This window comes from Shewanella sp. GD04112, from assembly GCF_029835735.1.
GTDB lineage: Bacteria > Pseudomonadota > Gammaproteobacteria > Enterobacterales > Shewanellaceae > Shewanella.
On record NZ_JAOEAL010000001.1, the window covers coordinates 3,064,759 to 3,085,708 of the forward strand.

18 protein-coding genes are annotated in these 20,950 nt (G+C 47.7%); 7 read left to right on the top strand and 11 right to left on the bottom strand.

Features of this window, described 5'->3' with window-relative positions:
- Positions 1–119 precede the first annotated feature (119 nt).
- Together N7386_RS13630 and N7386_RS13635 are read left to right on the top strand one after the other, a co-directional pair.
- Complete coding sequence (locus N7386_RS13630) at positions 120–1,568, top strand: carbon starvation protein A (RefSeq protein ID WP_279769049.1); 1,449 nt, start codon at positions 120–122, stop codon at positions 1,566–1,568.
- Positions 1,569–1,706: 138 nt separating this feature from the next.
- Positions 1,707–2,069: a VF530 family protein gene (locus tag N7386_RS13635; RefSeq protein ID WP_279769052.1), complete on the top strand. Its 363-nt coding sequence runs from the start codon at positions 1,707–1,709 to the stop codon at positions 2,067–2,069.
- Between the two features lie 144 nt (positions 2,070–2,213).
- Here the strand turns inward: N7386_RS13635 and N7386_RS13640 are convergent, their stop codons facing one another.
- Complete coding sequence (locus N7386_RS13640) at positions 2,214–3,257, bottom strand: PQQ-dependent sugar dehydrogenase (protein WP_279771029.1); 1,044 nt, start codon at positions 3,255–3,257, stop codon at positions 2,214–2,216.
- A gap of 410 nt (positions 3,258–3,667) precedes the next feature.
- Between N7386_RS13640 and N7386_RS13645 the strand changes: the two genes are divergently transcribed.
- Positions 3,668–4,114 carry a FlxA-like family protein gene (locus tag N7386_RS13645; protein WP_279769054.1) on the top strand — a complete coding sequence of 149 codons (447 nt, stop codon included), beginning with the start codon at positions 3,668–3,670 and terminating at the stop codon, positions 4,112–4,114.
- A gap of 64 nt (positions 4,115–4,178) precedes the next feature.
- On the opposite strand, the gene N7386_RS13650 is transcribed toward N7386_RS13645, so the two are convergent.
- The 7 genes from N7386_RS13650 to rssA all read right to left on the bottom strand — a co-directional run bounded on the left by N7386_RS13650 (position 4,179) and on the right by rssA (position 11,349).
- Entirely contained in the window at positions 4,179–5,048 is an 870-nt protein-coding gene (locus tag N7386_RS13650; RefSeq protein WP_279769056.1) for a hypothetical protein, read from the bottom strand.
- 114 nt (positions 5,049–5,162) lie between these two features.
- A complete protein-coding gene (ribA, locus tag N7386_RS13655) occupies positions 5,163–5,774 on the bottom strand; it encodes a GTP cyclohydrolase II (protein ID WP_023267813.1) in 612 nt (203 codons plus the stop codon).
- A gap of 263 nt (positions 5,775–6,037) precedes the next feature.
- Entirely contained in the window at positions 6,038–6,394 is a 357-nt protein-coding gene (locus tag N7386_RS13660; protein WP_011623193.1) for a YibL family ribosome-associated protein, read from the bottom strand.
- Between the two features lie 125 nt (positions 6,395–6,519).
- Complete coding sequence (gene nrdG, locus N7386_RS13665) at positions 6,520–6,981, bottom strand: anaerobic ribonucleoside-triphosphate reductase-activating protein (RefSeq protein ID WP_279769062.1); 462 nt, start codon at positions 6,979–6,981, stop codon at positions 6,520–6,522.
- Positions 6,982–7,086: 105 nt separating this feature from the next.
- On the bottom strand, positions 7,087–9,204 hold the full coding sequence (nrdD, locus tag N7386_RS13670) for an anaerobic ribonucleoside-triphosphate reductase (protein ID WP_279769064.1): 2,118 nt from the start codon (positions 9,202–9,204) through the stop codon (positions 7,087–7,089).
- Positions 9,205–9,541: 337 nt separating this feature from the next.
- Entirely contained in the window at positions 9,542–10,237 is a 696-nt protein-coding gene (locus N7386_RS13675) for a hypothetical protein (RefSeq protein WP_249555773.1), read from the bottom strand.
- 164 nt (positions 10,238–10,401) lie between these two features.
- Positions 10,402–11,349 carry a patatin-like phospholipase RssA gene (gene rssA / locus N7386_RS13680; RefSeq protein WP_279769067.1) on the bottom strand — a complete coding sequence of 316 codons (948 nt, stop codon included), beginning with the start codon at positions 11,347–11,349 and terminating at the stop codon, positions 10,402–10,404.
- Between the two features lie 301 nt (positions 11,350–11,650).
- On the opposite strand from rssA, the gene N7386_RS13685 reads away from it, so the two are divergent.
- The 4 genes from N7386_RS13685 to N7386_RS13700 all read left to right on the top strand — a co-directional run bounded on the left by N7386_RS13685 (position 11,651) and on the right by N7386_RS13700 (position 14,689).
- The gene (locus N7386_RS13685; RefSeq protein WP_086902590.1) at positions 11,651–13,000 is read left to right on the top strand and encodes a DEAD/DEAH box helicase; all 1,350 of its coding nucleotides are present in this window, start codon (positions 11,651–11,653) and stop codon (positions 12,998–13,000) included.
- Between the two features lie 98 nt (positions 13,001–13,098).
- Positions 13,099–13,536 (top strand): DUF3010 family protein, encoded by a 438-nt coding sequence (locus tag N7386_RS13690; RefSeq protein ID WP_011623199.1) that lies wholly within the window; start codon positions 13,099–13,101, stop codon positions 13,534–13,536.
- Positions 13,537–13,593: 57 nt separating this feature from the next.
- Positions 13,594–14,103 (top strand): YgjP-like metallopeptidase domain-containing protein, encoded by a 510-nt coding sequence (locus N7386_RS13695; protein WP_086902589.1) that lies wholly within the window; start codon positions 13,594–13,596, stop codon positions 14,101–14,103.
- A 127-nt stretch (positions 14,104–14,230) separates the two neighbouring features.
- On the top strand, positions 14,231–14,689 hold the full coding sequence (locus N7386_RS13700) for a hypothetical protein (protein ID WP_086902588.1): 459 nt from the start codon (positions 14,231–14,233) through the stop codon (positions 14,687–14,689).
- 348 nt (positions 14,690–15,037) lie between these two features.
- Here the strand turns inward: N7386_RS13700 and N7386_RS13705 are convergent, their stop codons facing one another.
- From N7386_RS13705 to N7386_RS13715, 3 genes are all read right to left on the bottom strand, one after another.
- Positions 15,038–16,333 (bottom strand): peptidoglycan DD-metalloendopeptidase family protein, encoded by a 1,296-nt coding sequence (locus tag N7386_RS13705; protein WP_088213063.1) that lies wholly within the window; start codon positions 16,331–16,333, stop codon positions 15,038–15,040.
- A 266-nt stretch (positions 16,334–16,599) separates the two neighbouring features.
- The gene (locus tag N7386_RS13710; protein WP_279769072.1) at positions 16,600–19,656 is read right to left on the bottom strand and encodes an SMC family ATPase; all 3,057 of its coding nucleotides are present in this window, start codon (positions 19,654–19,656) and stop codon (positions 16,600–16,602) included.
- The gene (locus N7386_RS13715) at positions 19,653–20,855 is read right to left on the bottom strand and encodes an exonuclease SbcCD subunit D (protein WP_279769074.1); all 1,203 of its coding nucleotides are present in this window, start codon (positions 20,853–20,855) and stop codon (positions 19,653–19,655) included. Before N7386_RS13715 ends, N7386_RS13710 begins: the two co-directional genes overlap by 4 nt.
- Positions 20,856–20,950: the final 95 nt, after the last annotated feature.

Genomic DNA, 20,950 nt, shown 5'->3' on the forward strand with positions numbered 1-20,950 from the left:
CCGCTCGCCCCATTCTATTACCGCTCAGTCAGCATTATCGACCTCTCACCCAGTTAGCCCTGTTTTGTGTAAACAACTTGTTTACACTCTGCACAACTCAAAATGGGGAGATAACTAAAATGATGTGGTTCCTACTCTGTGTCGGTCTATTGATCGGCGGTTACTTTATCTACGGTACCTTTGTTGAAAAGGTATTTGGTATCAACGAAAAACGTCAAACACCGGCTTTTAGCCAAACTGACGGCGTAGACTATGTGCCTATGTCGAAAGGTAAAGTGTACTTAATCCAACTATTGAATATCGCGGGTGTGGGTCCAATCTTCGGCCCAATCCTAGGTGCGCTTTACGGGCCAGCGGCCATGCTGTGGATTGTGATCGGTTGTATTTTTGCCGGTGCAGTGCACGATTACTTTTCGGGTATGCTGTCGGTCCGTAACGGTGGCCAATCTGTGCCAAACCTTGCGGGTAAATACTTAGGTAAGAGCGCCAAACACTTTATGAACGTGTTTGCCATCATACTGCTGTTACTTGTGGGCGTGGTGTTTATCTCTGCACCAGCGGGCCTATTAGGCAAGTTGACTGGTTGGGATGTCAGCATTTTCGTTGCGATTATCTTCGTTTACTACCTGATTGCTACTGTGGTACCTGTCGATAAAATTATCGGCCGCCTGTATCCCTTCTTTGGCGCACTGCTGTTCTTCATGTCCTTTGGTTTAGCCTTTGCGATCATATTATCGAGCGAACATACACTGCTGCCCAATGTGCAAGCGGGTGACTTCTTCCAAAACTTAAACCCTAAAGACATGCCACTGTGGCCTGCACTGTTTATCACCATTGCTTGTGGTGCGATTTCAGGCTTCCACGCTACACAATCGCCGCTGATGGCACGTTGTGTTGAAAACGAAAAGAACGGCCGTTTCGTGTTCTTTGGCGCCATGATCGGTGAAGGTATCATCGCCCTACTCTGGTGTGCGATTGCACTGTCTTACTTCCACGGTGTTGAAGGTTTAAGCACTAGCATGGCGGGCAACCCTGCAAACGTAGTATACGAAGCCTCTACTGGTCTATTAGGTGCTGTCGGTGGCTTTATGGCAATCCTTGGGGTAATTATTCTGCCAATTACTTCAGGCGACACCGCTTTCCGCTCTGCCCGTTTGATCTTGGCTGAGTTCTTTAAAATGCCACAGGTTGCGTTACCAAAACGTTTAGCCCTAGCTATCCCATTATTCGTGATTGGTGGTTTACTGACTCAAGTCGACTTCGGCGTGATCTGGCGCTATTTCGGTGTGGCTAACCAAGCAACCGCAGTATTGATGCTCTGGACAGCCTCTGCTTACCTACTGCGTCACAATAAACTGCACTGGATCACCACTATTCCAGCGATGTTTATGACTACTGTGGTTATTACCTTCCTGCTCAACTCGGCAACCTTAGGCGCGGGCTTACCTATGACCCTGTCGACCATTGCAGGTACCATTTCAACCTTAGTGATCACAGGCTTACTGATTGTGAAAACCAAAGGTAAAGGCGAAGTCGATAGCGACAGCGAATTACCCGATGAAGCCTAATTTCTAGCAAAATCACTAGAAATATCGCGACTCAAATTGAACGGGCACTCAATAGTGCCCGTTTTTTTATCCATCAACTTAAGCCTAGGCGCATATTACTGGTATAATCCTGCCATTGTTCACGGCTGTTTATTCAAGATGACTCAAACAAATAACCCATTACACGGCATCACACTCGAAGCCATAGTCACCCAACTGGTGGAACACTATGGCTGGGAAGAACTCGGCGCTCGTATCAAAATCCGTTGTTTTACCGAAGATCCGAGCATCAAATCGAGCCTGCGCTTTTTACGAAAAACCGACTGGGCGCGTGAAAAGGTGGAATATTTGTATTTAAAAACTAATAAACTGCCGCTGCCAGCCGCAAAATCATCCAACGCACCGGCGAAAACAGCGGCCAAAAAGCCTACCAAACCAGCGCAGAAACCTGCTAAGGCGAATGCTGCGGCATCGACAACGGATGGCCAGATCAATAGCCATATCTGGGGCAAGCGCGACTAATTTCGCGAGCACATTCAAAGCGTACTAATAAGAACAGACAAAAAAGAACAGACAAAAATGCGCGGGATAATTCACTCGATTATCCCGCGCATTATTTTTTAAGGGGTTTATCAGCTGGTTTAGCGTTTAGACTTTACCTTTAGGCTACTTTGTCTGCGGATAAGTCACACGGTAAATTGCCCCGGCATAATCATCCGACACCAGTAAACTACCATCGGCCAATTCAGCAAAGGCCACAGGGCGACCAAAGGTTTGTTCATCCTGCATAAAGCCAGTTAAAAATGGAGTGTATTTGACTACCTTACCTTGTTCTATTGTCGCCACGGCCACTTTATAACCCGCTTTCTTAGTGCGATTCCACGAACCATGCTCGGCCACAAACAACTGCTGTTGATAATCGCTAGGGAACAGTTTACCAAGATAAAAATGAATACCCAGCGGCGCCACATGCGCGCCTAAGGAAAGCGCCGGAGCAGTGTATTTGGCAGGATCTTTACCATTGCCAAACTCAGGGTCAGGAATCGTACCTGCATGTACATAAGGGAAGCCAAAATGTTCACCCAAGTAACTGACCTTATTGATTTCGCAGGGAGGAATATCATCGCCCATCATGTCGCGGCCATTATCGCTAAACCAAAGAGTTTGAGTGCCAGGCTGAAAATCAAATCCGACGGAATTACGAACGCCTTGGGCAATAGTGGTTAATTTTTTGGTCTCAAGATTCAGCGAGAAAATGCGCCCATAACGGTCATTCTCCGCGCACACATTACAGGGTACGCCCACTGGAATGATTAACTCACCTGTCGGTGAAACCCCTAACACTTTCCAGCCATGGTGGGTTTCACTTGGAAATCCATCGAAGACCACCTCAAATTTGGGTGAGTTTAAGTTGTTGTCTATATCCTTGAATCGAATGATGCGCTCGACCTCAGAGACATATAAATCGCCATCTTTGATGACCACGCCCGAAGGTAGCTTAAGTCCTGAGGCTACCAGAATTTTCTCATCGGCAACGCCGTCTTGGTTACGGTCGATTAGGGCATAAACATTCCCAGCCTTCATCGAGCCCGCATAGACAATGCCTTTATCGGATACGGCAATCTCGCGCGCATTTTCAACGTCATCAGCGAATAAACTTACGTTAAAACCTTCGGCAACCGTCAGTTTATCTAAGATATTCTTGGCCATCGCCGGAGCTGAAATGCCACTCAAGACACTGAGGGATAAGAGAGAAACCGCCTTAAAAGTGGCGGTATTGAATAGTGCGGCGCGTTTTTTATGATCCATTGACTCGCATCCTAGTAGGGTAAAATTATTGTCGTACAATTAATTGGCCTACGTTACCTTAGATATACCGTATTACCAAATCCTCTGATTTAGCAGGTCAATCCGACTATGCGCCCGCTTAAGCGATAACTCACTGTCTGTTTGCCCTGTTCTTAATCCCACATATCGCGCCCTTTGCAAAATAAGGAGGAAAATCTGCTTGAGTTTTTTATCCATCTGCCGATAACTCGATAAGGCACACTCGGGGCTCACATTTGTTACTCTATTGAACATAGCTGAGCGACCACATTGAAGTATTAAAGGAATCTATCGTGAACATTAATGGATTAAATACTACGGCAAGCAGCGGCGCCTTTAAGTCAGTGTCCAGTGCCTATATCACCACCACGCCTTCATCCAACGGCTCAACAGAGACCATAGACTCGTCACCTCAAGAAACGGTCAATATCTCCAATGCGGGAAGACAAGCCCTCGCCACTGAAGTAGGTTCAGCTTTAAGGGGACAAGCAGCAGAAAAACTGCAGCAGACGGAAACGACTGATACCGAAGAGCCGACATCGATTATTGATGAGCAAATTAAACGCATAAAGGAACAAATCAAAGCCTTGCAGGAAATGCTCACGAAACTCGAAGGAGATGATTCTGAAGCCGCAGCTCAGCAACGTAAGCTATTGCAGGAGCAAATTATGCAACTCGGTAATCAAATTGCCGTGTTAATGGATAAGAAAATGCGGGATGCACAAAAATCTGCAGGCTAAGACTTAGCGCCAATCTGCGTTAGTGTTTGTATATCAACACTTCATGTGCATGGGTTGAAACAGATTAAATCGGAAAACTAAATAATAGTCGCCAGATATTTAATCCATCGCCGGTGCGATAACTGATCCCGATTCTATCTATGCCGAGGAGCTCACCGCCCAAGGGCCTAGAAAATGCTAGCGTGGCACCAATCTCATAGCTGCCGGAGACTATGGTTTCATTTTCAGCATCTTGGCTAAAATCCAGCTCGTTGAAATACCAATAACCGACCGCAAAGACTCTTGGCTGCATCTGAATATTCAACCATTGCCAGCGCGGCGAAAGACCAATATCCACCCCTGTTTGCAACACTGCAAATTGGTCGGTTAATTTCCCTACCCGCTCACTGTAACCTGCAAACCTGAGTCTCGACACCCAAACGCTGTCTTCGCCCGCAAGGCTGAAATCATACAAGCTACTCACGCCAGAGGCTAAAATTGCCACGTTGGCATCGGTATCGAAATTTGTCCCAAAGCCCACATCCAGATAGGCTTCCATCCGCGTGTTTACCGTTGCCTGCCAATGATGCTCTATGCCTGGCGTCATCGTCATAGTGCCGACCGAGGAAGGCAATTCACCATCGGTAATATCTTTGGCTAAGTAGTCAAAAAAACCGAAGGATAAGGGTAAACGCAGCCAGGTTTGGCTGCTCTCATCCTTTAAGAAATCAAAGCTTAAGGGAATACTCACCACTGTGGCATTTTGATCGGCGGCACGATATACCCCTGTACCAAGATAACTGCCAAAGGCATAAACAGAGTTAGGATTATTTTGACCATCAATCGGTGACTCAGGGCTCGTTTGAGCAAACGACTGAGATAGCTGCGCAGCCTGCGGTGGTGCATAGCTTGCAATGGGAGCGGTCGACGCCAACAGTGGGAAGACGCACCCCATTGATAGCGCCGAACAGGAAAAGCATTTAACGAGTAACCGGCTAAAAATGGTCTTCAATTTATGCAAACAGATCCTGATTTGCTAAGCCTAATCGGTTATCGCTTTGGTTAAAGATTACTCTTCATCCGTAAAATGATACTCAGACATCATATGCCCAAGTTCGGTGGATTTAGTCTTTAAGTAAGCTTCATTGTAGCGGTTTTTACCGACTTGCAGGGGAACACGTTCAACCACTTCGATGCCGATTTCTTTCATCGCTTTGACTTTGCGAGGGTTATTGGTCATTAAGCGTACATGCTTCACGCCAATTTGTTCAAGCATAGGTTGGATCATATCGTATTTACGCATATCCGCCGGGAAACCTAATTGCTCATTCGCCTCAACCGTATTGGCGCCTTTATCCTGCAATTCATAGGCACGGATCTTATTCAGCAGACCAATACCGCGGCCTTCTTGGCGCAAATATAAGATAAATCCACTGCCGGTTTCGGCAATGTTTTGCATCGCAGTTTGCAGCTGGAAGCCACAGTCACAGCGTAAGCTAAACAAGGCATCGCCCGTAAGACACTCAGAGTGAATACGGCCTAATACGGGGGCATCGCTACTTAGGGTGCCAAATGTGAGGGCAACATGCTCTTTACCGGTTTCGGTATCTTCAAAACCGTGCATGGCAAAAACGCCCCAGGGAGTGGGTAATTTTGACGTCGCGACATATTTTATCGACATGACTTAACCTTAACGACTACTCTCATTCCATGAGACGGAAGGAACATCCATAAACAAAACGATGATTGGGCTCTTCGCCTACTGAGCGCCTATTCTAAAGCGTTTTCCGTGATCACGAAATACTTTAGTAATTTAATCAACTATAAATCTAAGCCTGCGGCGCTATCACGGGTATAGCTCAATCTGTCGAACAACCATTCAAGGCGCTGCAAAATAGGCATGCACCTTATTTTGCAACTCAATGAATAACTTGCCAATAAAACTTAAAACTTTGCTGGCGCAAAACCTGTTACTTCGGTTAAGCCCATTTCGCGTCCTAATGCTGTCATAGGATGCACAACCACTAGGCCTTTGACTGACTTTTTCAGTTGACCCATGTCGGCTTGCTCAGCTTTGGTGAGGGCGCGGTGGAATGGCAAGTGTTGAATATCTGTGCCTTGCTTTTGTAAAAGACGCGACTGCTGCGTTTTTACACTATTGATTTGCTTAGTGACCGCTGCTATATCGCGTTTAAATTGCGCCACAATAACGGCATCGCCACGTTGCTCTGCTGCCGCCAGTTTACGACGAAACTTATCTAACTTATCGTTAAGCTGCTGCAGTTCTTGCTTTAAATTCATCATTTTACCTTAAATTACTTAAGTGAATCCCAGTCGATATGTGCACCATTTAGGGCCTGAATGTCCGGGTCACTGTGTCAAGGTGTGGGATTATAACAGCAAGTTAGCGATCCTCGTTACCGCTTTTATAAGAAACGGATCACCTGATTGCTGCTGCCACGATATGGCAAACTCGGATCGGCAAGGCTCTGCTCGAATTTACCATCCACTAGCACGTCCACATATTCCAGTACCGCACGCTGCTTATCCGTTAGCGCATCCCAGGTATAACCCGTCCACAGCCAAATATCTTTACCCGGACATTCGGTTTTCACCCGCTTCACTAACGCGAGGACACCCTCAAGGTTGGCGGGCAAGAGTGGATCGCCGCCAGAGAGTGACAAGCCGCGGCGCACAATGCGCTCATCCTGTAGATCGGCGATAAGCGTATCTTCCATCGCCTTATCAAACAAATGGCCTGAGCGCACATCCCAAGTACTTTGATTATAGCAACCTCGGCATTGGTGCTCACAACCTGACACAAATAGGGTTACCCGGGTGCCTGGACCGTTCACCACGTCAACGGGATAATATTGGTGATAGTTCATTACTGCGTCCGCGCTAAAGCCCAATATGATTACGGGCTAAACATCAAAGCACAGTCGCCACCAGTGCGACTGTGCCAGTGTAACAAAACAAACAAGGCAAAAGTGTTACAAGTGTTTGATCCTGCGTTTCACTTCTTCTTGCTTGCCATGGTTGAATGGTCTGGCATCTGGACTACCTAAGTAACCACACACTCGGCGGGTAACGGACACCCGGCTTGGCTCATGGTTACCGCATTTAGGGCAAGTAAAGCCTTTGCTAGTACAGCTAAACTCGCCGGTAAAACCGCAGTCGTAGCATTCATCAATCGGCGTGTTGGTACCGTAGTAAGGCACGCGGCTATAGCTGTAATCCCACACATTTTCGAGCGCTTCGATGTTGTGCTGCATATTCGGGTATTCGCCGTAGCAAATAAATCCGCCATTGGCGATCGCAGGGTATGGTTGCTCGAAATCAATTTTATCGTAAGGATTCACCCGCTTTTCCACATCCAAGTGGAAGCTATTGGTGTAATAGCCTTTATCGGTTACGCCCGCAACCACGCCGAATTGGCGCGCATCGAGCTTGCAGAAACGGCTGCAGAGGCTCTCACTCGGGGTGCTATAAAGGCTAAACCCATAACCGGTTTCGGCCTTCCATGCATCGGTAGCCGCTTTAAGGTGCGCGACAATCGCCACCGCTTTTTCACGCAGCTTGGCATCATCAAACACATGGGTTTCAGTGCCATAGAGCGCATTGATGGTTTCATGCAAACCTATATAGCCTAATGAAATCGATGCCCGACCATTTTTAAAGATTTGGGCGATATCATCATCGGCGCGCAGGCGCACACCGCAGGCGCCTTCCATATACAGAATCGGCGCAACTCTGGCTTTAACGCCATTTAAGCGTTCGATGCGGGTATCTAATGCGCGGCGGGCAAGTTGTAAACGCTCATCTAAAATGCGATAGAATTCAGCTTCATCGCCATTGGCCTCTAGGGCTACACGGGGCAAGTTTAAGCTCACCACCCCAAGGTTATTGCGCCCTTCATGGACCAGTTCGCCATTTTCTTTATAGGAGCCTAAAAAGCTGCGACAGCCCATTGGGGTTTTAAATGATCCCGTGACCTTTTCCACTTGCTCGTAGTTCAAAATATCCGGATACATGCGCATGCTGGCGCATTTTAGGGCCATTTGTTTGACATCGTAGTTGCAATCACCGGCCTTGTGGTTAATGCCATCACGAATCGCAAACACCAGTTTAGGGAACACAGCAGTCTTACGATTTTTACCTAGGCCCGTCATTCGTACTTTCAGCATGGATTGCTGAATTAAACGCGATTCCCACGAAGTACCAAGACCAAAACCAAAGGTCACAAAGGGCGTTTGTCCATTGGCGGTATGTAAGGTATTCACTTCATATTCAAGGGATTGGAAAGCATCATGACATTCTTTTTCGGTAAGTGCCGTCGCATAGGCCTTGGCATCTTTAATCTGCCAGTTGAGCGCCACTTGATAGTGTTTGTCATAGCTCTTCGCCACAAAAGGCGCGAGCACTTCATCGATACGGTTAATCGTGGTGCCGCCATAAATATGGCTCGCCACTTGGGCAATAATCTGCGCCGTTACCGCCGTAGCGGTGGAGATGGATTTTGGGGTCTCAATTTCGGCGTTGCCCATCTTAAAACCGTGGGTCAACATGCCCGCCAAATCAATCAACATGCAGTTAAACATCGGGAAAAACGGCGAATAATCGAGATCGTGGTAATGGATTTCACCAAGTTCATGGGCGGCCACCACATCCTTAGGCAGAATATGGCTCTTGGCGTAATGTTTCGCGACGATACCCGCGAGTAAATCCCGCTGGGTTGGGATCACTTTAGAGTCTTTATTAGCGTTTTCATTTAACAGCGCGGCATTGCTCTGCTCGACTAAACCACGGATTTCGAGATTGAGTTTACTGGTGGCATCGCGGCAAATATCTCTGTCATGGCGGTACTCGATATAGACCCGGGCCAAGGATTTGTAAGGGCCTTCCATCAAGAGATTTTCAACCGCATCCTGTAAATGGTGGATCTCGACTTCTGCCAGATTCGCCACTCGCTCCCTCACACAGGCGGCAACCGCCGCGGCATAGTCAGCATCCTCTATCCCAACCGAGTTTGCAGCCGCTATCACTGCATCTCTTATCCTTGTTTCATCAAAAGGTGTGCGGCAACCATCCCGCTTGATCACGACTGGCATTGTTCAGTTCCTCTCCATTCCGATTAAAATTAACACTACATATAGTGTTCAGATAATCAATAAACACAATATCTAGGCAATTAAGCGGCATTAACACCTAAAATTCCATGATCCAGATCATGATTTATCGGATGGATAAAAAGAACAAAGAAGAACTGTAGCCAAGCCCAATGATCTCAGTATTAAGCCTTGACCTTGGCCATAAAGCAGGATAGCGGACGCTAAAAATGCACGCTAATCACGACAAAGGACCTTGACCCGAAAGCCAAAGTCCTTGGAATAAAAGAAGTCCGTAGCTCGGCGTTTGCCCTTAGCTTAGGTTTGCACTCAGACAGGGTTAACGCTTGGCTAAAGCAAGATAACTACTCAGTTGCCCCGATGCCGATTGCTGCATCCCCATAGAGGAAGCCACTTGCATGGTCGATTTAAGCCCCTGCCATAACTGCTTTTGGTTATCGCTCATTGTTGGATTGCTATTTAGATAATCGGTTAACTGGCCAAATACCTTGATGGCTTTTTGTGCCAGCACAGGGGATTGCGCATCATCCATATTCGACAATACATTCTTAGCATCGACTAAGGTGTTGATCATCGGACTGTTGGGTGACTTTTCCGCTAAGGACTTTAACTCGTCGTCGATAAAGTCCTGCAGAGATTGCTTGCTCGGCTTTTGGCTCGGCAAATTAATGCCGTTTTGTGACAGTCGTTCAACCTGTGCATCGGACAAAATGCCGTCCTTTTGCAGCCGAGACACTAGGGCCGGAATATCTGACACACTAAACTGGCCATCGGCAAAAAAGTCCTTCGACATGGCTTGGATTTTTTGTGCCCTAAGCGCACGGGGTGACAAGGCAATCTCATCACTCGGTTTCGCTTCAGTTTTAGGCGTATCCTTGGTGGATGAGTTGGCATCCGTTCTGGCGTCAGTCTTACTTGTGTCTGTCTTACTCGTGTCCGTCTTCTTGCTGTTCAGGCCATAGGCATCGGCAACACTGCTACGGTTCAGATTTAAGGCATTTAAAAGAGGATTCATCGTCAATAATTCGGCATCTAACACTGTGTGATGGGGATAAAGCAAAAAATAAGCCAATCAAACAGTCACTTGCCTAAAGTATTATTCGTTTCGCGGACACGAGCTTGCCAGAACGAACAAAATTTAATCTCGAAACGTCAACACGCCCTAAATATCCTCACAACTTAGCCTTTCCAAATCGCGGCTTCAATCAAGTGCGCCACTTTAGCGACAGCCGCCTCCCCCGCCGCAATAGCCTCGTCGGCACGGTGAAATTCCATGGTGCCAATATTGGCCACTTCAGGCACTACGAGGACATCGGGCGGATCTCCCATCAAACGTGCCCGCTTATGGCGCTGCTCTAAAATCCCCATCGACTGAGACATTACCGCAATCATGCCGGGGTTAGATTTAGTGCCGAGGGAAAACTTGTCGGTTAGGCTGCCGACATACTCCCTCCCTCTAGCAAATAAATCCATAAAGCCGGTTTCTTGGCGCGCGGGCATTTCGGTTTCTTCCTTCGGCGCCTTATGGCTGGTCATATTGACGGGCAATACCTGCAGCCGCCCAGAATGAAACCCATGCAAATCCACGGCAATCACAATATCGACGCCCATGGCGCGGCTCACCGACACGGGCACAGGGTTTACTACAGCACCATCGACTAACCAACGATCTCCTTGACGCACGGGGGCTAATATCCCCGGCATTGAGCAAGAGGCGCGCACAGCTTGGCGTAAATCGCCATGGCGAAACCAGATTTCTTGTCCCGAATACAAGTCCGTGGCAATCGCCGCAAAAGGTCGCTCTAAGTCTTCAATATTGATATCACCGATGCGCGATTGCAGCACATCGAAGACTTTCTCACCGCCGATCAAACCGCCCTTGCGCCAACGAATATCCATTAACCCGAGGACATCCCAGCTCGAAAAACTGCGCACCCACTCCTCAAGCTCGGTTAAATGATTATGGGCATAGGCCGCCCCGACGAGCGCGCCGATTGAACATCCGGCCACTTTATCGGGTTTGACCCCCATGGCGGCAAGGCCATTAAGTACACCGATGTGAGCCCACCCCTTGGCGGCTCCGCTTCCAAGAGCGATGCCAATAGTGGGTTTTGTCCCCTTGCCCATAATATGTTTCCCTTAACAACTCAATGATTTGAATAAGCTAAGTTCCGCTCTGAACACTGTCAATGATTAATGCCTGATTATTCGTTAACTCAAGTAATGGGTGGCATTAAGAGCCTTTGAACAACCAGCCAACCTAACGCGCCTAAGAAACGGTTGTACAAGCCAAGTGAGAATAACCAATGGTGACTAGCCATATCTGCGGCGATTTAACGGATCCAGTAAGATAATGACCAATCAAGATAGCTGAGCATAGTGATTTAAGGCTATAATCTGCCCTCACTCAGATTTAGGGGATATACCTTTGCAGTTTACTGATTTTTCTCTGGACCAGCGTCTGTTACAAAGCTTAAAGCATATGGGGATTGCGACCCCAACCGCCATCCAGGAACAAGCACTGCCTATCGCATTGGCAGGTAAAGATTTAATGGCGTCATCAAAGACAGGCTCAGGTAAGACCTTAGCTTTTTTGTTGCCAGCGATGCAAAGGGTTATCTCCACCCGCGCCTTAACCAAGCGCGATCCTAGAGTACTGATTTTATTACCAACCCGCGAATTGGCCCACCAAGTGTATAGCCAGCTACGTTTGCTGGTTGCCAACACTCAATACAAAGCCATTAGCGTGTTGGGCGGTGAAAACTTTAACGATCAAGCTAAAGCTCTGGCAAAAGAGCCACATTTTATCGTGGCAACGCCGGGACGCATCGCCGATCATTTAGAACAAAAAAACCTCTTCCTCAATGGATTAGAACTGCTTGTCCTCGATGAAGCCGACCGTATGCTGGATCTGGGTTTTGCGCCACAATTAAAAGCCATTAACGCAGCTGCAGATCATAAGCGCCGTCAAACCTTAATGTTTTCGGCCACTTTAGATCACAGTGAAATCAATGAGATTGCCGCGGCATTACTCAAAAATCCATCACATGTGGCGATTGGTGCAGCCCACACTGAGCATCAGGACATTACCCAACGGATTTATCTGTGTGATCATTTAGATCACAAAGAAGCCCTGCTCACGCGTTTGCTCAGTGACGAAACCCACAAGCAAGTGATTATTTTTACCGCCACCCGCGCCGATACCGAGCGCTTAGCCAGCAAACTCTCGGCGCAAGGTTTTGCCACCGCGGCGTTAAGCGGCGAGCTGAAGCAGGCGGCCCGTAATCAAATCATGGATCAATTTGCCCGCGGTCAGCAGCAGATTCTGGTGACCACAGATGTGGCATCCCGTGGCTTAGACTTACTCAATGTCTCCCTCGTCATTAACTTCGACATGCCCAAATTTGCCGAAGAATATGTCCACCGCATTGGTCGTACCGGCCGCGCGGGCGCTAAGGGTGATGCAATTTCCCTCGTTGGTCCTAAAGATTGGGATAACTTTAAGAAAGTACAACTCTTCCTTAGAAAGACCTTTGAGATCAGTGCCATTCAGGGCCTCGAAGCTAAATTTAGTGGTTTAAAAGACAAGCCAAAGACCACCGCAACTAAAGCGGTCGCTAAGGCAGGTACCAAGGCCAAAGCGAAAACCAAGTCAAAAACGGTTAAAACGGCCGCCTCACGTGACAAACGCTTTATCACTGGGGTTGACGTGGGTGATGCGCCTATGCGTAAAAAACCTGCGGCGCCTTTGCTGCAGGATCATGACGACGAGCGTTAATGATTTACTCGCGAGAGTCCATAGTGCAGACTCTCGACATTACGGGTGGGAATATGCTCCTGCCATATGTAAGAAATGTTGATATTTAAAGGTGTAACATGCGAATTTGTGGTGTTGAATTAAAAGGCGGCGAAGCCATTATCAGTCTGCTGAGCTACGAAGGTGAAACCTTCAACGTACCAAGCTGCCGTAAAGTGTCTTTTAGCGTCGCTCAATCAGCCTCAGCGGAAACTATCCGTGAATTTCACTTCGCTTTCCATAAGTTAATGGAAGATTATAAGGTCGATGAAATCGTCGTTATCGAGCGCGAGCAAAAAGGCAAACTGGCAGGCTCCGCCACCAGCTTTAAACTCGAAGCCGCAATTCAACTCGGCGATCTGCCGGTGACCTTGTTATCGCCTGTTGCGATCAAGGAACAAAACAAGCGTAATCCGCCTCAAGTTGATTTTGACAGCTTAGATCTCAAGCGCGTCCAACAACCCGCCTTTGAGGCCGCCTACGCTCAGCAAAATCGCCGTATCTTCGGTAAAGCTTAAAGCCTGTGAGCTTAGCGCGGCTGTAGCGCTAAGCTCGTTTTCCCACAGCTAGAAACAATGCAAACCTTAAAATATTTAAGCGGTTATAGTCCGGATATCCAACGCCAAGTTCAACACCTACTCGAAGGTGGGAAGCTTGCGGATGTTTTGCTGCGTCGTCATCCCACGGTCCACGAGATCCGTAGCGACAAAGCTCTCTATGACTATGCCCAAGGGATAAAAAATCAGTTTTTACGCCAGTCCTCTCCCCTGTCAAAAGTGATCTTCGATGACAAAATTAGCATGAGTCATCATGCACTTGGCTTACATTCTTACGTCTCCAGAGTACAAGGGAATAAAATCAAGGCTAAGAACGAGATCCGTATCTCTTCACGTTTAAAGCGCGTCCCCGAACCCTTGCTCAGAATGGTGGTTGTACACGAACTCGCCCACCTAAAAGAGAAGGATCATAATAAAGCTTTCTATAAGTTGTGTACTTATATGGAGCCCGATTACCATCAATTCGAATTCGATCTGCGTTTACTGCTAACCTGTATCGACGCTAATCAATCGCCCTACTCAAACTAAACAAACTTATTCGACTAGGCTCGCATTTTACTCATCGATTTATCACGCACAGTTGACTGATAATAATTTTCATTTAGAATGAATCTGTCTTATCCGTTACCGCACTTCAGTCGTGTAAAAAAGTCGTATGAAAAAGCAAAAGATTGGTAAAAAGCTAGAAAAGTGGTGTAACAAACAGGCCAAGAAACTGCAAAAACAGCAGGCAAAATCCGATCGCCCTGTTGAATTGCAAAACCTTTATTCGGCAAATACGCCAGTAATACATACGACTCATGCACAAAATAAAAAACAGCAGCGTAAACACTTAAGCCTATTATTGTCCGAATATCTGGCAAAACAGCATATCCAAACCCTCGATAAGACCGCCCGCAAGAAACAACTTAAATTAGCTAAAGCCTATTTTAGTGCCGCGAATGATGCTAAATTTTTATCATCCGCCGTTATTAAGCGTATCCGTCCATTACCCACTGAACGCAGTTTTGCACTTCGTCCCTTTAAAAAATCCCCCTGCGGAGGCTGCCCAGCTTTAAAAGGTCGTCTGTGTAAATGTGCGTTAAAGGCAATGCAGAAACGTCAAGCCAGTTAATTCATTTGAGTTGACCGCCGTAACCCTATCAAATTAGATAAAGACAAAGCAGCGTAACGCGAAGTAACTCGCTTATATAGGCACTCGGCGCATCTATAAAGCGATATCAGCATTTTCCCTGTTCTTGCTTAGATGCGTATTAACTCGGCCAACTTAACTCTATCCACCGCTTATATTAAAGCAGTAAAGCTTGCCCCTAATTTGGTTAAACATCCTTACTACTAAACCAGTGGTTTAATGGATAAGTGTTTTCCAGCCGTTATAGCTAAACGCAGCCCAAATAAAAACGCCGATGACATCAGATTCATCGGCGTTTTTATATTCGGTTCGCTCGGATTAATGAATGGCTTAACCTAAATTCATTAACGCTTGGCGGCTCTTCACGATATTGGTGAAGGTACGTAATTCTTGGTTCGCTAATTGGCTTGCCATCGGGATATCGGCTCTCATTGGATCCACTGGCTTACCATTAACGTGGAATTCATAATGTAAATGTGGACCGGTAGAACGTCCAGTATTACCTGATAAAGCAATCACTTGGCCACGAGTGACACGTTGACCTTTGCGCACTAATGCCTTAGAAAGGTGTAAATAACGTGTACGGTACTTACCACCGTGTTCAATCACAATATATTTACCCGCGAATTGGTGATCGGTGACTAAGCTTACGACACCATCGCCAGGGGCAATAACTTTAGTACCAATAGGCACTGAAAAGTCGGTACCGTTATGGGGTGAAATACGGCCAGTAATTGGATGTTTACGCGTAGGGTTAAAACGAGAACTCATGCGTGGTTGTTTAGCCAATGGAATACGTTGGAAGGCACGCACTAAGCTTTGGCCTTTCGCATCGTAATAACTGCCATCGGTATGTTGGAATGCACTAATTTCAGAGCGGCCCGTTTTAATGCTCACGCCTAATATTTGGCTGCTTCCGGTTGCTTCGCCCTCAACATATTGATCATTTACCAAAACAGAAAATTTATCACCCGCACGTAAATCCCGAGCAAAATTCACTTTCTCTTTGAGTAAATCTTCAATCCGCTGAATATCGGCCGCCGCTAAACCCATTTTTTGTGCCGAAACATAGAATGAACCTTTAATATCGCCAGTGACGATACGGTTTTGCCACACACCTTCAACGTTAATTTCTTCTACGTTAAAGCTGCCATCTTCGTAACGGGTAAATACTACTTGGCGGGCAGCGTTGAAATACAGTTCTAACTTTTGCAGTTGGCCTTCATTATCCAGCCAAAATTGAATACGGTTACCGGGTAATAAGGTATCGAGCGCCAGAATGTTTAAGTCGGCCTCTAATACTTTATACATGGTTTGTTGGTCAACACCGGCTTTAGAAAATAAAGCACTTAAGGTATCGCCTGAGGCAATGACACGTTCAAAATGGGGGGTATTATCGACAATTGGAGCCGTTTCAACAGGCTCAGAAACCTGTGGCAAAATCGTCTCAAGATCGAGCGCGACGGGAATACGTTGAGCAGTAGGAACCACATGGTTGGCATTCGGCATTAACATTGCCGCACCGATTAATAAACCACCAACTAAGAGAATATTTTTATGGGCTGAAGATAAATTCTGCAAACGAATTTGCGGAAAATTAGCCAAATTGGGTTTACCTGTCTGCAACGCTTTCACCTTTTGTTATCGTTATTGCGTTATATTTTTGAACCAGTCCCACAGGGGGAAGCCCGAATTTTGTCAACTTATCCCAAAAAACCGATTATGACAAACGCTATTTTGCACTTTTATAGCACTATTTACTAAAAACATGCGTCAGTTAGCACTTTAAACCGATTGTGTGTTCTGTATATAGATGTTAAATAGCGCAAAATCTCGTTTATCATTTCAATAAAAACAATGTGTTAAGCTAATACTTCTCCACTTAAGTCACACTAAGGCAAAATCACCTTGATTTCACTCCCATGGGAGGTTTTCAAGATATCAATTCGGGTGCCTATCTGCTCTTTCATTTCAGACACATGGGAAATCACCCCAATCATCCTGCCTGCCGACTGCAAATCCATCAGGGTTCGAATGGCAAGTTCGAGTGAGTCCTGATCTAAGCTGCCAAAGCCTTCGTCGATAAATAAGGTGTCGAGTTTTATCCCCCCTGCGTAGGCTTGAACCACATCCGATAAACCCAAGGCCATCGACAAGGCCGCCATAAAACTCTCACCACCACTTAAGGTCGCCACGGGACGCACTTTAGAGGTGTAGGCATCCTCGACTTCAAGCTCTAGCCCTGAGGCCTTATTGCCCTTAGCTCTGTCTTCTTTGCGCAATAATCGGTAGCGACCTTTACTCATTAAATGCAGCCTCTGCGTTGCCGCAAGCAACACATCGTCGAGCAATACGCTAAGCACAAAGCGTTGCAGTGAAATTTTGTTGCCGGTATTACCGTTGGCAACATCGGCCAAAGTGCCAATCACTGCGTATTCATCCTCGAGGGATTTGGCCTTTTGATCGACAATCGCCAGCTGAGTTTGGGTATTGTTAAGCAGGGTGAACCGAGTGTTGAGTTGACTCCATACCTCTTCCGCCGTTTTAAGCTGCGCGAGTCGCTCAGTGAGCAAGGCCTCTAAGGCATCAAGATCGGGTGATGTCGACTCGCTCAACTTGGTTTTAAGCTGAGTCAGTTGCGACTGATTTAAGGCGCACTGCCTATGATAGGTCTCTATGCCCTCAGCCAGCACCTGCATTTGCTCATCCGTTAACAAGGCCTCGCGCAATGCATCTCTATCGGTAAAGGCTGCGTTATCCAGCGCCGTCAGTAGCGCCTGCAGTGCTTGCGCCTGCAGCTCTGCCGCGCCATTACAACGCTCTATCGCCGCCGATAATGCCGTTTGCGCCGCCACACTCTGCTGCTGCGCCTGCTGCTGCGCGGCTCTGAGCGCATCAATCTGACGTTTTATCTGCTCGAGTTGCTGTTGGTTATCTGCAATAGCTTGATTCAATACCTCCAGTGTTCGGTATTCTTCTGGGATCCGCAGCGCTTTTTCCGCAAATTGACCCAATAAGCGCTCGACTTTGCCTTCTTGTTCACGGTAACGCTCACGCTCAAGTTCTAGTTGCTGCGTCAATGTAGACTCTTGCTGCTGCAAGGTTTTGATCTGTTGCTGTAACTGCTGTAGCGCTTGCGCCGCAGCGTCGGCCTGTTTCGATTGTAGTGTCAGTTCGTCTAGCGTTTGGCGATGGGATTCGAGCGACAACTCAACCTTATCGCCAAGGGCTGTTGCCAGCTCATTCGCCTGCTGTTGCTGTGCTTCTAATTGCTTTTGCAGCCCGCGATATTCTGCCCGTGCTTTATTGAGATTATCGAGCGCCAAGGCCTCGGCATCCTGCGCCGCCTGCAATTGCAGTTCCGTTGGCAACTCCTCATGGCTCATCGCGGGTTGAGGATGGGCCGAACTGCCACAAACTGGGCATGGCTCATGGGGTTTTAGCTCTCTTGCTAAAATGGCTGCCTGACCTTGGAACCACTTCAGTTGCAAAGACTTATAAGCCGTTGAGGCTTCTTGATATTGGGTATTAAGCGCTTTTCCTTGTGAGCCAACCTGCTCAAGCAATCCTTGAGTGTGTGCGACTTTGGCACATATCTGTTGCCACTGCTTGAACTGCTCGAGCATATGACGGTGCTGCTGCAGTGCCTGTGCGGTGGCAAGTTGCTGCTCGCTTTGCTGCTGCAAGGCTGGCAGTTGAGCCTCACAATGGCTGCGCTGCTCCACTAGCGTTGCAAGCGTATTTTTACTCTCCTGCCCCTGCAATTTGGTGTTTTGTAGTATCTCTTTTGCTTGCGCTAAAGCTTGTTCAAGGCTGGCAAACTCAGCCAGCTGCGGCACTAACGCACTGAGATGACTATGTTGCTGCTCAACCTCACGCAGCTTATGTTCGAGGGGAATGATTTCCTGCGCCGCGGTTTCAGCATGAGCGAGTGCGAGCTTAGCGGCATCGAGTGTCGACTGCGCGCTATCGCGCTGAGTGGCGGCGAGACTCGCTTCTTGCTCCCGCGATAAGGCGTTATCTAATAAGGGTTTTATACGCAGTGCTTGCTTGGCCACCTCAAGCCGTGCCGTTTGGGTTGCAATCTGCGCTTGCTGCTCATTAAGGCGAGATGCCTCAGCCTGTAATTCCTGTAAGCGAGTAAATTCAGCAAAGAGTTGCTGCGCGCTATCACGCTGTTTTAATGCTACTAAATGCGCCGCAACGCTCTGCTCCTTTGCCGCCGTTGCCGCCGCGAATTCGGGTTCAATGCGGCTAAACTCTGCGGCAAGTTCGTCATCAGATGTCAGTGCCGCGGTTTGCAAAATACCGTCGCGGCGGGCGCGCTGCTCTTTGACAAGGTTGCGAATATCCGCCGCCTTGGCTTTTAGGGTATCTTCGATGCGTTTATAAATATGAGTTTGAAATAGCTGGCTAAAAATTTGCTCACGCGCCTTAGAGTCGGCCATCAGCAATTCGCGAAACTTCCCCTGCGGGAGCACCATCACTTGGCGGAACTGCTCCACATCTAGGCCGGTTAATGCCTCGATTTCGGCCGTGGCGTCTGACACTTTACTGGCGACGATAAGGGTTTCACTGCCATCTGGGGCAATCTTATACAGCTGTGCCTCACTCTTTTGTACCGTTGAGCCATCACCGCTTTTCTTTAGTCTTTCCTGCTCGGGGACGCGGCGAATACGATAACCCGTACTGCCTAATTGAAAACTAAAAGTCACCTCGGTAAGCAAGTTATCATCGGCCATATCGCAGCGCATCTGGCTGCCTTCGCGCTCGTTGCCTGTGGTTTTGCCGTAAAGTGCAAAACAAATTCCGTCGAGCAGCGTAGTTTTGCCCGCGCCAGTTGGCCCGTTGATCAGGAATAAGGGGTTATCCCCCAGTTCGGTAAAATCAATGGTTTGAGTCGAGGCGAAGGGGCCAAAGGCCGACATTGACAGCGTGAGTGGCTTCATGCGGATTGCTCCCCTTTTGCTACAACGCGAGTAGATCCAACGCTATCGCGTTCATCCCTGTGAAGCTTAGTTAAAATCTCATCCATAACCGCTTGCTGCGCATCACTCAACGCCTCGCCAGAGACTTGGCTGAAAAAATCACGGAACATGGCCATTTCGCCTTTTTTGATATGGTCACGGTTGAGTGCCACAGCCTGCTCACCCGCCATTAATCCAGTACGTTCTAAATGCAACACATTGGGATAGACACTGCGCAGTTTGCCCATGGCATCTAAAATGGCGTGTTTATCGAGGAGTCTCACCATCAGATAATCCTCACGCTTGGCATCGGTTTTTCCAAGATCTAATAAATGTGCCAATTCCCCTTCGATAATCCGCACATCACGCAGCGCCGTTAAGGGCAAGAGTTGGATTTGCGCCGGAGTGTGCGCGGCAACGTCCACTAAAGTGACTGACTTGTGTTGATGCTGTTCGCTAAAGGAATATTTCAAAATCGAGCCGGAATAACGCACATGCTCACAACCTTTATATTGCGGTCCGTGCAAGTGGCCAAGGGCAACATAATCAAACTCACTAAAAAGCCGTGGGGAAATTTTATCGGCGCCGCCAATACTCAATGGCCGCTCGGACTCTGACTCACTACCGCCATCTAAAAAGCAATGACTAACAACGACTTTAGGTAACCCTTGGCTGTCGTGGGAGCGTACTTGTTCTAACAGTAGCGCCATAGCCTCTTCATGGCTGGATACACTAAGCCCCTTGGCATCCGCCTCAAATACTTGGCGCACGGTTGCAGGTTCGGCGTAAGGCAGCGGATAAAAGTAAGCATCGCCACTTGAGCTGGTTAAGCGGATCGGCGTTAAATCAGCCTGCAGCGGCCCAATAATGTGCAAACCACTTGCCGCCATTTGTTTAGCCGCAAAGCCTAAGCGTTCGTGCCCGTCGTGGTTACCGGCAATCATCAGCACTTGTAATCCTAACTCGGTGATAAGGCGATTAAGCACCTCATCGAGCAGAGCCACGGCGCTGGCTGGAGGAATCGACCTATCGTAAATATCCCCAGCAATAATCACCGCATCGACAGCATGCTCTTGTGCCAATGTCACAATTTGATCAAGCACATAGGCTTGGTCTTCTAAGAGTGATTGATTGTGTAACTGGCGACCAATATGCCAGTCCGAGGTATGGATAAATCTCATCGTTGCGAAACCTTACATGAATACTAAGCCGATTCTATCGCGTGGGTGTTTACCGTTTAACTTGCGAAGTTTCCGGTGCAAACGCTGGGCAATAA

What these genes read in the sequence shown, in the direction of transcription:
- N7386_RS13660 (WP_011623193.1), bottom strand. Translation starts at nt 6,394, where the DNA reads ATGAATTTAAAGCAAGAACTGCAGCAGCTTAACGATAAGTTAGATAAG.
- rssA (WP_279769067.1), bottom strand. Translation starts at nt 11,349, where the DNA reads ATGGGCAAGGGGACAAAACCCACTATTGGCATCGCTCTTGGAAGCGGA.
- nrdD (WP_279769064.1), bottom strand. Translation starts at nt 9,204, where the DNA reads ATGCCAGTCGTGATCAAGCGGGATGGTTGCCGCACACCTTTTGATGAA.
- N7386_RS13635 (WP_279769052.1), top strand. Translation starts at nt 1,707, where the DNA reads ATGACTCAAACAAATAACCCATTACACGGCATCACACTCGAAGCCATA.
- N7386_RS13715 (WP_279769074.1), bottom strand. Translation starts at nt 20,855, where the DNA reads ATGAGATTTATCCATACCTCGGACTGGCATATTGGTCGCCAGTTACAC.
- ribA (WP_023267813.1), bottom strand. Translation starts at nt 5,774, where the DNA reads ATGTCGATAAAATATGTCGCGACGTCAAAATTACCCACTCCCTGGGGC.
- N7386_RS13700 (WP_086902588.1), top strand. Translation starts at nt 14,231, where the DNA reads ATGAAAAAGCAAAAGATTGGTAAAAAGCTAGAAAAGTGGTGTAACAAA.
- nrdG (WP_279769062.1), bottom strand. Translation starts at nt 6,981, where the DNA reads ATGAACTATCACCAATATTATCCCGTTGACGTGGTGAACGGTCCAGGC.
- N7386_RS13630 (WP_279769049.1), top strand. Translation starts at nt 120, where the DNA reads ATGATGTGGTTCCTACTCTGTGTCGGTCTATTGATCGGCGGTTACTTT.
- N7386_RS13690 (WP_011623199.1), top strand. Translation starts at nt 13,099, where the DNA reads ATGCGAATTTGTGGTGTTGAATTAAAAGGCGGCGAAGCCATTATCAGT.
- N7386_RS13710 (WP_279769072.1), bottom strand. Translation starts at nt 19,656, where the DNA reads ATGAAGCCACTCACGCTGTCAATGTCGGCCTTTGGCCCCTTCGCCTCG.
- N7386_RS13640 (WP_279771029.1), bottom strand. Translation starts at nt 3,257, where the DNA reads ATGGCCAAGAATATCTTAGATAAACTGACGGTTGCCGAAGGTTTTAAC.
- N7386_RS13675 (WP_249555773.1), bottom strand. Translation starts at nt 10,237, where the DNA reads ATGAATCCTCTTTTAAATGCCTTAAATCTGAACCGTAGCAGTGTTGCC.
- N7386_RS13650 (WP_279769056.1), bottom strand. Translation starts at nt 5,048, where the DNA reads ATGGGGTGCGTCTTCCCACTGTTGGCGTCGACCGCTCCCATTGCAAGC.
- N7386_RS13695 (WP_086902589.1), top strand. Translation starts at nt 13,594, where the DNA reads ATGCAAACCTTAAAATATTTAAGCGGTTATAGTCCGGATATCCAACGC.